At 70.0% G+C, this 12,999-nt stretch carries 12 protein-coding genes; 4 read left to right on the top strand and 8 right to left on the bottom strand.

What is annotated here, in order from left to right; translation table 11 throughout:
- Positions 1–142: 142 nt before the first annotated feature.
- On the bottom strand, positions 143–1,312 hold the full coding sequence (locus BGP73_RS18340) for an acyl-CoA dehydrogenase (RefSeq protein ID WP_069816244.1): 1,170 nt from the start codon (positions 1,310–1,312) through the stop codon (positions 143–145).
- Positions 1,313–1,477: 165 nt separating this feature from the next.
- Here BGP73_RS18340 and BGP73_RS18335 point away from each other — a divergent pair, with 165 nt between their 5' ends.
- Complete coding sequence (locus BGP73_RS18335) at positions 1,478–2,818, top strand: UDP-glucose dehydrogenase family protein (RefSeq protein WP_069816242.1); 1,341 nt, start codon at positions 1,478–1,480, stop codon at positions 2,816–2,818.
- Positions 2,819–2,922: 104 nt separating this feature from the next.
- Here the strand turns inward: BGP73_RS18335 and BGP73_RS18330 are convergent, their stop codons facing one another.
- The 3 genes from BGP73_RS18330 to BGP73_RS18320 all read right to left on the bottom strand — a co-directional run bounded on the left by BGP73_RS18330 (position 2,923) and on the right by BGP73_RS18320 (position 5,890).
- The gene (locus tag BGP73_RS18330; RefSeq protein ID WP_079127657.1) at positions 2,923–4,110 is read right to left on the bottom strand and encodes a dipeptidase; all 1,188 of its coding nucleotides are present in this window, start codon (positions 4,108–4,110) and stop codon (positions 2,923–2,925) included.
- An 81-nt stretch (positions 4,111–4,191) separates the two neighbouring features.
- Complete coding sequence (gene purE / locus BGP73_RS18325; protein ID WP_069816238.1) at positions 4,192–4,719, bottom strand: 5-(carboxyamino)imidazole ribonucleotide mutase; 528 nt, start codon at positions 4,717–4,719, stop codon at positions 4,192–4,194.
- Between the two features lie 31 nt (positions 4,720–4,750).
- A complete protein-coding gene (locus BGP73_RS18320) occupies positions 4,751–5,890 on the bottom strand; it encodes a 5-(carboxyamino)imidazole ribonucleotide synthase (protein ID WP_374701163.1) in 1,140 nt (379 codons plus the stop codon).
- 295 nt (positions 5,891–6,185) lie between these two features.
- On the opposite strand from BGP73_RS18320, the gene BGP73_RS18315 reads away from it, so the two are divergent.
- On the top strand, positions 6,186–6,701 hold the full coding sequence (locus BGP73_RS18315; protein ID WP_079127644.1) for a GtrA family protein: 516 nt from the start codon (positions 6,186–6,188) through the stop codon (positions 6,699–6,701).
- Positions 6,702–6,739: 38 nt separating this feature from the next.
- On the opposite strand, the gene BGP73_RS18310 is transcribed toward BGP73_RS18315, so the two are convergent.
- Both BGP73_RS18310 and BGP73_RS18305 read right to left on the bottom strand, forming a co-directional pair.
- Positions 6,740–7,978, bottom strand: a complete 1,239-nt coding sequence (locus BGP73_RS18310; RefSeq protein ID WP_069816236.1) for an ATP-binding protein — start codon at positions 7,976–7,978, stop codon at positions 6,740–6,742.
- A 52-nt stretch (positions 7,979–8,030) separates the two neighbouring features.
- On the bottom strand, positions 8,031–8,711 hold the full coding sequence (locus tag BGP73_RS18305; protein ID WP_069816234.1) for a response regulator transcription factor: 681 nt from the start codon (positions 8,709–8,711) through the stop codon (positions 8,031–8,033).
- Between the two features lie 332 nt (positions 8,712–9,043).
- Here BGP73_RS18305 and BGP73_RS18300 point away from each other — a divergent pair, with 332 nt between their 5' ends.
- Positions 9,044–10,567: a peptide MFS transporter gene (locus BGP73_RS18300; protein WP_069816232.1), complete on the top strand. Its 1,524-nt coding sequence runs from the start codon at positions 9,044–9,046 to the stop codon at positions 10,565–10,567.
- 115 nt (positions 10,568–10,682) lie between these two features.
- Here BGP73_RS18300 and BGP73_RS18295 read toward each other — a convergent pair whose 3' ends face one another.
- Together BGP73_RS18295 and BGP73_RS18290 are read right to left on the bottom strand one after the other, a co-directional pair.
- Complete coding sequence (locus BGP73_RS18295; protein WP_069816230.1) at positions 10,683–11,165, bottom strand: ATP-binding protein; 483 nt, start codon at positions 11,163–11,165, stop codon at positions 10,683–10,685.
- Between the two features lie 174 nt (positions 11,166–11,339).
- The gene (locus BGP73_RS18290; protein WP_069816228.1) at positions 11,340–11,720 is read right to left on the bottom strand and encodes an STAS domain-containing protein; all 381 of its coding nucleotides are present in this window, start codon (positions 11,718–11,720) and stop codon (positions 11,340–11,342) included.
- 241 nt (positions 11,721–11,961) lie between these two features.
- On the opposite strand from BGP73_RS18290, the gene BGP73_RS18285 reads away from it, so the two are divergent.
- Positions 11,962–12,888 (top strand): RNA polymerase sigma factor SigF, encoded by a 927-nt coding sequence (locus tag BGP73_RS18285; protein WP_069816226.1) that lies wholly within the window; start codon positions 11,962–11,964, stop codon positions 12,886–12,888.
- Positions 12,889–12,999 lie beyond the last annotated feature (111 nt).

Below are 12,999 nucleotides of genomic sequence, written 5' to 3'. Positions count from 1 at the left end.
CGTGGAATCCGCCTGAACGGGCCGGGGCATCGCCCGGTTGGTCAGCCCTCCGCCTGTTGATCACGATCTTGCTGGTGGGGGCCGGCGCGGAAACGTGCGGTCAGCGGTGATCATCGGCGAGGTGTAAGGACTGACCACCCGGCTACGGCAGGTTCCTCGCCATGACGATCCGCTGCACCTGGTTCGTGCCTTCGTAGATCTGGGTGATCTTGGCGTCCCGCATCATCCGCTCCACCGGGTAGTCCCGGGTGTAGCCGTAGCCGCCGAGGAGCTGGACCGCGTCCGTGGTGATCTCCATGGCGACGTCCGAGGCGTAGCACTTGGCCGCGGCGCCGAAGAAGGTGAGGTCCTCCTTGGTGGCGCCGCCGGAGACCCGCTCGGACCGGGCGGCGGCGGCGTACGTCAGCTGGCGGGCGGCCTCCAGTTTCATCGCCATGTCGGCGAGCATGAACTGCACGCCCTGGAAGTCCCCGATGGGCTTGCCGAACTGCTTGCGCTCCTGGACGTATCCGCGGGCGTAGTCGAGCGCGCCCTGGGCGATGCCGAGCGCCTGCGCCGCGATGGTGACCCTGGTGTGGTCCAGGGTCCGCATCGCCGTGGCGAACCCGGTGCCCTCCTCCCCGATCATGCGGTCGGCGGGGATACGCACGTTGTCGAAGTAGACCTCGCGGGTCGGCGAGCCCTTGATACCCAGCTTCTTCTCGGGCGCCCCGAAGGAGAGGCCGGGATCGTCCTTCTCGACGACGAAGGCGGAGATGCCCTTGCTCCGCTTCTCCGGGTCGGTCACCGCCATGACGGTGTAGAACTCGCTGATGCCCGCGTTGGTGATCCAGCGCTTGACCCCGTTGAGCACCCAGGAGTCCCCGTCGCGCACCGCCCGGGTCTTCATGCCCGCGGCGTCCGAACCCGCGTCGGGCTCGGAGAGGCAGTAGGAGAACATGGCGTCGCCCTTGGCGAGCGGGCCGAGGTACTTCCGCTTCAGCTCCTCGGAGCCGGACAGCTCGACCGGGAGCGAGCCGAGCTTGTTGACCGCCGGGATCAGCGAGGAGGAGGCGCAGACCCGGGCGATCTCCTCGATGACGATCACCGTGGAGATCGCGTCCGCCCCGGCGCCCCCGTAGGCCTCCGGCACATGGACGGCGTGCAGGTCGTTCGCGGTCAGCGCGTCCCGCGCCTCCTGCGGGAACCTGCTCTCCTCGTCCACCTCCGCGGCATGCGGGGCGATCTTCGTCTCGGCGAGTGAGCGCACCGATTCGCGGAGCAGATCATGCTCCTCGGACAGCCGGTAGAGGTCGAAATCGCTGGACGACAAGGTGCCCTCACTCCCCAGAACTGCTAACTACCGTTAAGTAACCCAATTCTAGTGGGCGCCGGCCGAGCGGCATAGGTGAGCTTGGCGACAGCGGGGAGAATGCCCCGGCCGGCTCCCGGATATGCTCGGTCGGCAGTCCGGCCCCAACGCAATCGTGGAGCACCCATGGCACCCAGGATCACCGTGATCGGCACCGGCTACCTCGGAGCCACTCACGCCGCCTCCATGGCCGAACTCGGCTTCGAGGTGCTCGGGCTGGACATCTCCGCGGAGAAGATCGAACTTCTCTCGGCCGGCAAGGTGCCGATGTACGAGCCGGGGCTGGAGGAGATGCTCCGCAAGCACGTCGCCGGGTTGGAGGGCTCCACCGGACGGCTCCGGTTCACCACCTCGTTCGCGGAGGTCGGCGAGTTCGGCGACGTCCACTTCGTCTGTGTGAACACCCCGCAGAAGCAGGGCGAGTACGGCTGCGACATGAGCTACGTCGACAGCGCCTTCGAACTGCTCGCCCCGCACCTGGACCGCCCCACCCTGGTGGTCGGCAAGTCGACGGTGCCGGTCGGCAGCGCGGCCCGGCTCGCGGCCCGGCTCGCTCAGACCGCTCCGGCGGGGGAGGCCGCCGAGCTCGCCTGGAACCCGGAGTTCCTGCGGGAGGGCTTCGCCGTGCAGGACACCCTGCGGCCGGACCGGATCGTCGTCGGGGTCGCCAGCGACCGGGCGGAGAAGCTGCTGCGCGAGGTCTACGCGGCGCCGCTGGCGGACGGCTCGCCCTTCATCGTCACCGACTACCCCACCGCCGAGCTGGTCAAGACGGCGGCCAACTCCTTCCTCGCCACGAAGATCTCCTTCATCAACGCGATGGCCGAGATCTGCGAGGCGGCCGACGGTGACGTGGTCAAGCTCGCCGAGGCCATCGGCCACGACGAGCGGATCGGCAAGAAGTTCCTGCGCGCGGGCATCGGCTTCGGCGGCGGCTGCCTGCCGAAGGACCTGCGGGCCTTCATGGCCCGCGCCGGCGAGCTCGGTGCCGACCAGGCGCTCACCTTCCTCCGCGAGATCGACTCCCTCAACATGCGCCGCCGGGCCCACATGGTCGAGCTGACCCGGGAGGCGCTCGGCGGGCGTTTCCTCGGCACCCGGGTGGCGGTCCTGGGGGCCACCTTCAAGCCGGACTCCGACGACGTACGTGACTCCCCCGCGCTCAACGTCGCCGGCCAGATCCACCTCCAGGGCGGCCAGGTGACCGTCTACGACCCCAAGGGCATGGAGAACGCCCGCCGGGTGTTCCCGACCCTGCAGTACGCCCCCACCGCGCTGGAGGCGGCGCGTGGGGCACATGTGGTGCTGCACCTGACGGAGTGGCGGGAGTTCCGGGAGCTCGACCCCGCGGTGCTGGGCGAGGTCGTCGCCGAGCGGCGGGTGCTGGACGGGCGGAACGCGCTCGACAAGGACCTCTGGCGCAAGGCCGGCTGGACGTACCGCGCCCTGGGACGGCCGCGGGCCTGACCCGTCGCCCCCGGCCGCGGCAGCTGACATGACGCCAGCCGCTGGGGGCTGTCCGCCCGGCCTCCAGCGAGGCCGGACGGATCCCGGGGACGACCGGACGGCCGTCAGCCGTCCAGTTCCTCGATCGTGGCGTTCGAGGGTCCGCGCGTGCTCTGGACCGCGCGGGCGACGTCCTCCGCCGCCCGCAGCGTGCGGACCGCGTTCTCCCAGGTCAGCTTGGAAAGGTCGGCCGTGGACCAGCCGCGCCGCGACAGCTCCGCGATCAGGTTCGGGTAACTGGCCACGTCGTCCAGCCCGGTGGGGGTGAACGCCACCCCGTCGTAGTCCCCGCCGATGCCGACGTGGTCGATCCCGGCCACCTCCCGCATGTGGTCGAGGTGGTCGGCCACGGTTTCGACGGTCGCCTCCGGCCGGGGGTTGGCCTCCTCGAAGGCGCGCTGCACCTTCATCGCCGGCTCCGTGGTGTCGAGCGGGTGAAATCCGTGCGCGCGCATGTTCTCGTCGGCCGCCTTCGTCCAGGCGATGGCGGCGGGCAGCACGAACTTCGGCACGAAGGTGGCCATCGCGATGCCGCCGTTGGCCGGCAGCTGCGCCAGGACGTCGTCCGGGACGTTGCGCGGGTGGTCGCAGACCGCGCGGGAGGAGGAGTGCGAGAAGACCACCGGCGCCTCGGTGACGCGGAGCGCGTCCCGCATGGTGTCCGCGGAGACGTGCGAGAGGTCGACGAGCATGCCGATCCGGTTCATCTCCCGGACGACCTCCTCCCCGAAGCGGGTGAGGCCGCCGGCGCGCGGTTCGTCGGTGGCCGAGTCGGCCCAGGCGATGTTGTCGTTGTGGGTGAGCGTCATGTAGCGGACGCCCAAGCGGTGGAAGGCCCGGAGGGTCGCGAGCGAGCAGTTGATGCTGTGACCGCCCTCGGCGCCCATCAGCGAGGCGATCCGCCCTTCGGCGCGGGCCGCCTCCATGTCGTCCGCCGTCAGGGCGCGGCGCAGGTCGGCCGGGTAGCGCTCGATGAGCTGCTGCACCACGTCGATCTGTTCGAGGGTGGCGCTGACCGCCTGGTCCCCGTCGAAGTCGGATCGTACGTAGACCGACCAGAACTGCGCGCCGACCCCGCCGGCGCGCAACCTGGGCAGGTCGGTGTGGAGGTGCGCGCTCTGGTCGGTGGCGATGTCCCGCCGGTCGATGTCGTAGCGGACCTGTTCGCGCAGCGCCCAGGGGAGGTCGTTGTGCCCGTCGACGACGGGGTGGGAGGCCAACAGTTCGCGTGCCTGTGCGAGGTGATCGGTCATGCCGCCCATCATCCCCTCCGGCGGCGTCGAACTCCGCGGCGGTTTCGGGATCGGCGTCAGGGACCGTCCGACGGCGTCCCGTCAGCCCCCGAAGCCGAAGCCCGTGGCGTGCTCGACCCTGGCCCGCAGCCGCTTGCCCTTCTCGGCCGCCTGCTCGCCGAGGTTCTCCTGGAACTCCCGCATCCGGCCGCTCAGCTCCGGGTCGTGCGCCGCCAGCATCCGGACCGCGAGCAGTCCGGCGTTCCGCGCGCCGCCCACCGAGACGGTGGCCACGGGCACACCGGCCGGCATCTGGACGATGGAGAGCAGGCTGTCCATGCCGTCGAGGTACTTCAGCGGGACCGGCACCCCGATGACCGGGAGGGTGGTGACGGAGGCGAGCATCCCGGGCAGGTGCGCCGCCCCTCCGGCGCCCGCGATGATCGCTCTGAGGCCGCGTCCGGCCGCCGCCTCACCGTATTCGAGCATCTCCCGGGGCATCCGGTGGGCGGAGACGACGTCGACCTCGTAGCGGACGTCGAACTCGCCGAGCGCCTCGGCGGCGGCCTCCATCACCGGCCAGTCGGAGTCGGAACCCATCACGATGCCGACGGCGGGAGCGGTTGTCATGGCTGGGAGCTCCTCGTGGGTGGTGGTACCGCTACTCGGTGATGGTGCCGCGCAGATAGCCGGCGGCGTGCCGGGCCCGCTCCCGGACCTCGGCGAGGTCCTCGCCGTAGGTGTTGACGTGGCCGACCTTGCGGCCGGGCTTGACGTCCTTGCCGTACATGTGGATCTTCAGCCCCGGGTCGCGGGCCATGCAGTGCAGATACGCCGGGTACATGTCCGGGTAGTCGCCACCGAGCACATTGGCCATCACCGTCCAGGGGGAGCGCGGCCGCGGGTCGCCGAGCGGCAGGTCGAGCACGGCCCGCAGGTGGTTGGCGAACTGCGAGGTGACCGCGCCGTCCTGGGTCCAGTGCCCGGAGTTGTGCGGGCGCATGGCGAGCTCGTTGACGAGCAGCCGGCCGTCCCGGGTCTCGAACAGCTCGACTGCGAGGTGCCCGACCACACCGAGCTCGCGGGCGATGGTGAGCGCCGTCCGCTGGGCCTGGAGGGAGAGTTCCTCCGGCAGGCCGGGCGCCGGTGCGATCACGGTGTCGCAGACGCCGTCGACCTGGATCGACTCCACGACGGGGTAGGCGACGGCCTGCCCGTGCGGGGATCGGACGACGTTGGCGGCGAGTTCCCGGGCGAAGTCCACCTTCTCCTCGGCCAGCACCGGGACCCCGGCCTTGAACGGCTCGGCGGCCTCCTCGACGGACCGGACGACCCAGACCCCCTTGCCGTCGTAGCCGCCGCGGACGGTCTTGAGGACGACGGGGAAGCCCTCCCCCTCCTCGGCGAAGGCCGCGGCGTCCGCCGGGTCGGTGAGGATCCGGTGGCGCGGGGCTGGCACCCCGATCTCGTCCAGCCGGGCGCGCATCAGGCCCTTGTCCTGGGCGTGGACCAGGGCGTCGGGGCCCGGTCGGACGAGGACGCCGTCGGCTTCGAGCGCCCGGAGGTGCTCGGTGGGAACATGCTCGTGATCGAAGGTGATCACATCACACTCACGTGCGAAAGCACGAAGTGTCGGCAGATCTCGGTGGTCACCGACGACGACGTCGTTGACCACCTGCGCGGCGGACTCCTGCGGAGAGTTGCTGAGCAGCTTGAACCTGATGCCGAGGGGGATGGCCGCCTCGTGGGTCATACGGGCGAGCTGGCCGCCGCCGACCATACCGACTACCGGGAATGTCACACGCCCCAGCGTATCCGCCTCCGCCCGGCTCCCCGTCGCCCGCCTTGGAGGTTCCTCCAGCCCCGGTCGGCGGATCCGCCTCCCCCCGGACGGCAGCTGCGGCCGGACGGCCCATCGGGCCCCGCACATCGCGTCCTTGATCGCGAAGAGCGGCACACCCCGGGGCCGCGCAGTGGTTAGCATGATGCGGCCCGGCCGATCAGCGGAGCGCTCCTCCGGGGAGGAGCGCGGAGCAGAGGGTCGGCGTACGGCGTCACCGAACGACCCAGCACCGCCGAGCAACGGAGCCAGCACTATGGGCGAAGAGCGCACACTGCGCTCACGGCTGGAGCGGCTGCTCCGCGAGTTGGCCAAGTTCTCCGCGGTCGGTGCGATCGGCTTCCTGGTCAACGCGGTCGTCTTCAACCTCTGTGTGCACCTGCTGGGCCTGGCCGTGGTCCGCTCCGGGGTGATCGCCACGGCGATCGCCATCGGCACCAACTACCTCGGCAACCGCCACTGGACCTACCGCCACTGCGACAAGAACCGGCGCAGCCGGGAGCTCACCCTCTTCCTGCTCTTCAGCGGGGTGGGTCTGATCATCGAGAACGGCGCGCTGGCTTTCTCCCACTACGGTCTCGGCTACACCTCGGCGCTGGCCGACAACGTCGCCAAGAACGTCATCGGCCTCGGCACCGCCACCGTCTTCCGCTTCTGGTCCTACCGGACCTGGGTCTTCCAGGCGCTGCCCCTCCCGGAGACGGCCCCGGACGTGGAGAGTTCGCTGACGGCGAACGGCACGGCGCCGGTCGAGGCCCCGTACGAGCGCTGACCCCCCGGGAGCCCGGTTGTCCCGGGAGGAAGGGCCGTTCAGGGGACGGGGGCCCGGCTCAGGAAGAGCGCGAAGACCGGTGGGTGCTGCTGGAGGAGTTCCAGCCGCCCGCCGTCCGCCTCCGCCAGGTCGCGGGCCACGGCCAGTCCGATGCCGGTGGAGTTACGGCCGCTCACCGTACGTTCGAAGACCCGCGCCCCGAGTTCCGGGGAGACGCCCGGTCCACCGTCGGTGACCTCGACGACCGCCTGGTTGCCGGTGACCCGGGTGCGGAGCGCCACCGTCCCGGCCCCGTGCATCAGCGCGTTCTCGATCAGGGCGGCGAGCACCTGGGCCACCGCGCCGGGGGTGCCGACCGCCCGCAGTCCCGCCTTCCCGGACCGGACGATGGCCCGGCCCTCGCCCCGGTAGGCCGGGCGCCACTCCTCGATCTGCTGCTTGACGACCTCGTCGAGGTCGAAGGAGACGGCGGAGCCGGACTGCGGGTCCCGGGCGTTGGTCAGCAGGCGTTCCACCACGTCGGTCAGCCGCTCGACCTGCCCGAGGGCGATGGCGGCCTCCTCCCTGACCGTCTCCAGGTCGTCGGTGGCGGAGATCTCCTCAAGCCGCATGGACAGCGCCGTCAGCGGGGTCCGCAGCTGGTGTGAGGCGTCGGCGGCGAGCCGGCGCTCGGCGGTGAGCATCCGGGCGATGCGCTCGGCGCTGGAGTCCAGCACGTCGGCGACCCGGTCCAGCTCCGGCACCGCGTAGCGCCGGTGGCGCGGTCTGGGATCTCCGGAGCCCAACCGTTCCGCGGTCTCCGCCAGGTCGGTCAGCGGGGTGGTCAGCCGACGGGCCTGCCGCACGGCCAGCACCACGGCCGCGACGATCGCCAGCAGCGCCACGGTGAGGATGATCAGCAGGGTGCGGCCGATCTCCCGGCTGACGGTCTCGGCCGACTCCTCGACGGTGACCGTCTCCCCCTCGTCACCGGTCACCTCCGCCCGTATGACGTCGCCGCCGGGGCGTTCACCGATGCGCACCGGAGGGTGGCCGGGCACCTCCACCACGGCGTAGCGGTCGGCGCTGATCTGCTCTCCGAGCACCCCGCCGACGACCTGTTCGTCGTGGACGAGACGGCTGTTGACGATGCTCATCAGCCGGACGGCCTCGGACTCGACGCTCTCCTGGGCACTGTTCTTGATCGTGCGGGTCTCCACGATCACCAGTGAGACGCCGAAGACCGCGATCACCACCAGCACCACCGCGAGCGTGGAGTTGATCAGCCGGCGGCGCACTGGCCCCTCCGGAGGGCGTGTCCGCTGTCTACGCGCCGTCCCGACAAGCCCCTCAGTCCTTCTCGAACCGGAAGCCGACACCGCGCACGGTGACGATGTAGCGCGGGTTGGCCGCGTCGTCGCCGAGCTTCTTGCGAAGCCAGGAGATGTGCATGTCGAGCGTCTTGGTGGAGGACCACCAGGTGGTGTCCCAGACCTCCCGCATCAGCTGGTCGCGGGTGACGACCCGGCCGGCGTCCCGCACCAGCACCCTCAGCAGGTCGAACTCCTTCGCCGTGAGCTGCAGCTCCTCCTCGTCCATCCAGGCGCGGTGGGACTCCACGTCGATCCGCACCCCGTGGGTCGACTGGGACTGCGACAGGCCCTCCACAGCGCCCCGCCGCAGCAGCGCGCGGACCCTGGCGAGCAGTTCCGCCAGCCGGAAGGGCTTGGTCACGTAGTCGTCGGCCCCGGCGTCCAGCCCGACGACGGTGTCCACCTCGTCGGCGCGCGCGGTGAGCACCAGGATCGGGAAGGTGTGGCCCTCGGTACGCAGCCTGCGGGCCACTTCGAGGCCGTCCATACCGGGCAGCCCGAGGTCCAGGACGAGCAGGTCGGTGCCCTCCTGGAGGCCGGCTTCGAGCGCGCCGGGGCCGTCCTCCCGCACCTCGACCTCGTATCCCTCGCGCCGCAGGGCACGGGCCAGCGGCTCCGAGATCGACGCGTCATCCTCGGCGAGCAGTACACGGGTCATGCACCGATGGTAGTCCGCGCGCCTCCCGGCCAGTCCTGGACGAAGGGGTCGGCGCCGCTGTGCGAAGCTGGAGGGTGGCCACGAAACCGCAGATGGGAGATGGCGCGAGCGGCTTGTGAGGTATCTCTCAAGCCTGCCGGGACTCCCAAATCCTGCCGTAGGGTGGCAAATCATCCATAGCCGGACGTAAGCCCGCCGCTCTTTCGTGGGCCCAGGACTCCGCCCGGCTACGCGCGGGACCGGTCACCACCGGTGGTTCCCGCGCACACCCCCCACACAGCGGCGCGCGGACACCCCACCGTGGCACGCGTCCCGAGCGAGCGAGGAACGACATGGCGCCCACCGCGACCAAGGACGGTGCCTGGCCGGAGACCACCGGCGGCAGCACCTTCTTCGGCCATCCTCGAGGCCTGGCGACCCTCTTCATGACGGAGATGTGGGAGCGTTTCAGCTTCTACGGCATGCGGGCGCTGCTCGTGCTCTACCTGATATCCGGCGGCCCGGACGCCAACCCGGAGAACCAGGGCGGCGGGCTGGCCATGCCGGAGGCCAGCGCGATCGCGATCTACTCGGTCTACCTGGCCATGGTCTACCTGCTGGCCATGCCCGGCGGCTGGTTCGGGGACCGGCTCTGGGGGCCGCGGAAGACGGTCGCCATCGCCGGCGGGATCATCATGCTCGGCCACTTCTCGCTCGCCGTCCCCGGCGAGGCGATGTTCTTCGTCGGCCTCGGCCTGGTGGCGCTGGGTTCCGGTCTGCTGAAGGCCAACATCTCGACCATGGTGGGCCAGTTGTACGACGGCCCGCAGGACCCGCGGCGGGACGGTGGCTTCACCCTCTTCTACATCGGCATCAACCTCGGCGGTTTCGCCGCACCACTGGTGATCGGCACCATCGGCCAGCAGATCAACTGGCACCTCGGCTTCGCCGCGGCCGGTGTCGGCATGGGGCTGGGCCTGATCCAGTTCCTGCTGGGTTCCAAGCACCTGAGCCCGCGGAGCAGCCACGTCCCGGCCCCGCTCGCCGCCGAGGAGCGGCGGAGCTGGCTGCGGAAGGGCCTGCTCTGGCTCGCGGTCGCCGCCGCCTTCTACGGTGCCGTCGCCTTCAGCGGCCACTTCTCGATGAACTGGGTGGTGCTGCCCATCACCGTGCTCGGCCTGGTCATCCCGGTGGCCGTGCTGGTGCGGATCAAGCGGGACAAGGAGCTGTCCGGGGACGAGCAGAGCCGGATGAACGGCTACATCTGGTTCTTCGTGGCCGCTGCGGCGTTCTGGATGATCTACGACCAGGGCGGCTCCACACTGGCGGCGTTCGCCGAGACGAAGACCGCCGGTTCGGTCTTCGGCGTGCACTTCCCCTCGTCGTGGTTCCAGTCGGTCAACCCGCTCTACATCATGGCGCTGGCACCGCTCTTCGCCTGGGCCTGGCTGGCGCTGGCCCGGCGGAACCGGGAGCCGTCCACCACGGTGAAGTTCGCCATGGCGCTGCTGCTGATCGGCGTCTCCTTCTTCATCTTCGTGGTGCCGATGCTGCTGTCGGACGGCGGCGGCAAGGTCAGCCCGATGTGGCTGCTCTCGATCTACCTGGCGCAGACGATCGGTGAGCTCTGCCTCTCGCCGGTGGGGCTGTCGATCACCACCAAGCTGGCTCCGGCCAAGTACGCGAGCCAGATGATGGGGGTCTGGTTCCTCGCGGTGACCGCCGGGGACTGCGTCACCAGCCTGCTGTCCACCGGCGGTGTGGACCTCAGCGGGCCGGGGGCCGTTCTGGTGGAGGCCGGCCTGGCGGTACTGGCGGGTGTCGCGGTCTTCTTCTTCCGGAAGCGGGTCGAGACGCTGACGGGCGACGTGCACTGAACCGACACGGCGCGAGCCGCCGCCCCGTGGTCCTCGTGGACCACGGGGCGGCGGCTCGTACTGGTGTCGTCCGCTCTCGCCGCAGCGGCGCTCCTCCTGCCGGCCCGCCGCGGGTTCAGACCGGGGCGGCCAGCTCCGCCCACACGGTCTTGCCGACTCCACCGGGGTTGCGGATAACGCCCCAGTCGAGGCAGAGCCGCTGGACGATGAACATGCCGTGCCCGCCCGGCCGTCCGGCCCGGTGCGGGGTCCTCGGCGCCGGGGTCCCGGATCCGAGGTCGACGACCTCCAGCCGGAGCAGCTTGTTGGCGTGCCCCACCCGCAACTCCTCGGGTCCCTCGGCGTGCAGGCAGGCATTGGTGACCAGCTCGGAGACCACCAGGAGGACGTCCTCGGCGGCGGCGCGCTGGTCGGCACCCTGCGCGGGTAGCCAGCCCCAGTCGTACAGCGCCTGCCGGGTGAAGTCGCGGGCCGCCGGCACGATGCCGCTCACACCCACCAGGTGCAGCCTGCGCACTTGGGCGAGTCCGGACACGACCGCCTGCACACTCTGATCCGGGCCACGGTCACCCGGCGAGTACGGCCGCGCGGTGCTCATCAACGCTTCACCTCACCGATTCGCCCATAGACAGCTCGACGTAGACATCCGACGGATTCTGCGGATTCAGCTGTCTCCTGCCCTGCCGCACCGTGAGAACACCCACTTCTTCGATGTGGTTGGTGTGACGCACATAACGTCAGGGTCACGCAGGGGTGACAAGGAGGACCCGGATCACTCCGTGGCGGAGTCGGCGAGCGCCGCCTGAACACTCTCATGGACGCTGAACACCGCCTCGGCCCCGGTGATTTCGAACACCCGGGCAACGACCGGACGCATCCCGGCCAGGTGGACGCCGCCCCCCTCGGCCTCGGCCTTCAGCCGGGCGCCGAGCAGCACGTTGAGGCCGGTGGAGTCGCAGAACTCCAGCTGGGTGCAGTCCACGACCAGTCGCGGGTACCCCTCGTCCACACAGGCTTCCAGGGGCTCTCGCAGCAGCTCCGCGGTGTGGTGGTCAAGCTCACCGACGGGCGTTAAGACCGCACTGGCACCGTGGTGTCGAACCTCGACATGGAGTCGGCCCCGATTGGCTCTGCCGACCATCCCGCGGTCCATGCGCACCCCTTCTGGTTGCTTGTGACGCTCTTTGAACAATACGCCTTCGGTACGTCACTCGGTAGCCGAACATGACCACAAACCGGACATACTATCAGAATATGACCTTGCTTCGGTCAGGGTGGAGCGGGTAGGGCTAGAAGAGACCCGTTTCAACCCCGCCGGCTTTGGAGGCGCCGCACACCGCAAGAAGGAGATATCGGCATCGGCGGCCATACGCCGAGAACGACGGAGGATTTCCATGTCACCCCAGCTCGACGAACCGCATACCGAGTACGACTCCTATGAGAGCGCACCGGCAGCGGCGTCGACAATCCCGCCCCAGCAGATCGAGTACGAGGTCGACGGCTCGCTCGAGGACATCCTCGCGGAACTGCCGGAGATCCCGCCCTACGACGAGGTCGGGCCGCTGGATGCGAGGGCACTGTCCAAGACGCTCTTCAGCCGTCTGGAAACGCTCGAAGAAGGCACGCACGAGTACGCGTACGTCCGCAACACCCTGGTGGAACTCAACCTGGCGCTGGTGAAGTTCGCCGCCTCCCGGTTCCGCTCGCGCAGCGAACCGATGGAGGACATCGTCCAGGTCGGCACCATCGGGCTGATCAAGGCCATCGACCGCTTCGAACTCAGCCGGGGCGTCGAGTTCCCCACTTTCGCGATGCCGACCATCATCGGCGAGATCAAGCGATTCTTCCGCGACACCAGTTGGTCGGTACGGGTCCCGCGCCGGCTCCAGGAGCTCCGACTCGACCTGGCGAAGGCCGGCGACGAGTTGGCCCAGCAGCTGGACCGGACGCCGACGGTGGCCGAACTCGCCGAACGGCTCAAGCTGACCCACGACGAGGTCGTCGAGGGCATGGCGGCGAGCAACGCCTACACCGCGAGTTCGCTGGACGCCCAGCCCGAGGAGGACGGCAGCGAGAGCGCGCTCGCCGACCGGATCGGTTACGAGGACCACGGGCTCGAGGGCATCGAGTACGTCGAGTCGCTGAAACCGCTCATAGCGGAGTTGCCCCCGCGCGACCGGAAGATCCTGTCGCTGCGGTTCGTGGCCAACATGACGCAGTCGGAGATCGGGGAGGAGCTGGGCATCTCCCAGATGCACGTCTCCCGGCTGCTGTCGCGGACACTGGGCCGACTACGCAAGGGTCTGATGATCGACGGCTGAGCAGGGCCATCCCTCAGCGCCGTGGACTGTGCGCGTGACCGCCGGAGCTGCCGGCGGTCACGCGCACAGTCACGTTGCCGGCCGCCCGCATGCCCCGTTCCGCCGCGGCCG

The sequence above is a fragment of the Streptomyces sp. TP-A0874 genome (genome assembly GCF_001748085.1).
Taxonomy (GTDB): Bacteria; Actinomycetota; Actinomycetes; order Streptomycetales; family Streptomycetaceae; genus Streptomyces.
This window is presented reverse-complemented; position numbering and strand designations above follow the sequence as displayed.